This window comes from Bartonella sp. AA86SXKL (genome assembly GCF_042196885.1).
Genome location: NZ_JBHIRE010000420.1, coordinates 1 through 298 on the forward strand (window position 1 = coordinate 1; position 298 = coordinate 298).

The window sequence follows — 298 nt, forward strand, 5'->3', positions numbered from 1 at the left end:
GGCTGCTGCTGTTGGTGTTTTGGTTCGTTTTGCTCTTCATACTTATCTTAATTCTCAGATGTATTCGCGAAGTGGAAATTCGGAGAGGCTAGAATGAATAAGCGTGAAACACAATTACCCTTGAATTTTTCTTATAATCCGATTTTCCAATTTGATGACTTGGTGGTAACGGAGAGCAATCGTATGGCTTTTCAGCTTATTGATCATTGGCCGAATTGGATCTTACCTATTGCAGTTTTAGTTGGAAAAGAAGGATCTGGTAAAACCCACTTTTCTAGTGTATGGGCTGAGAAAGCGG

General features: G+C 39.9%; 1 pseudogene. It reads left to right on the forward strand.

Annotated elements, in window-relative coordinates:
- Positions 1-93 precede the first annotated feature (93 nt).
- A pseudogene (locus ACFIO5_RS12370) lies at positions 94-298 on the forward strand (hypothetical protein); the annotation flags it as partial.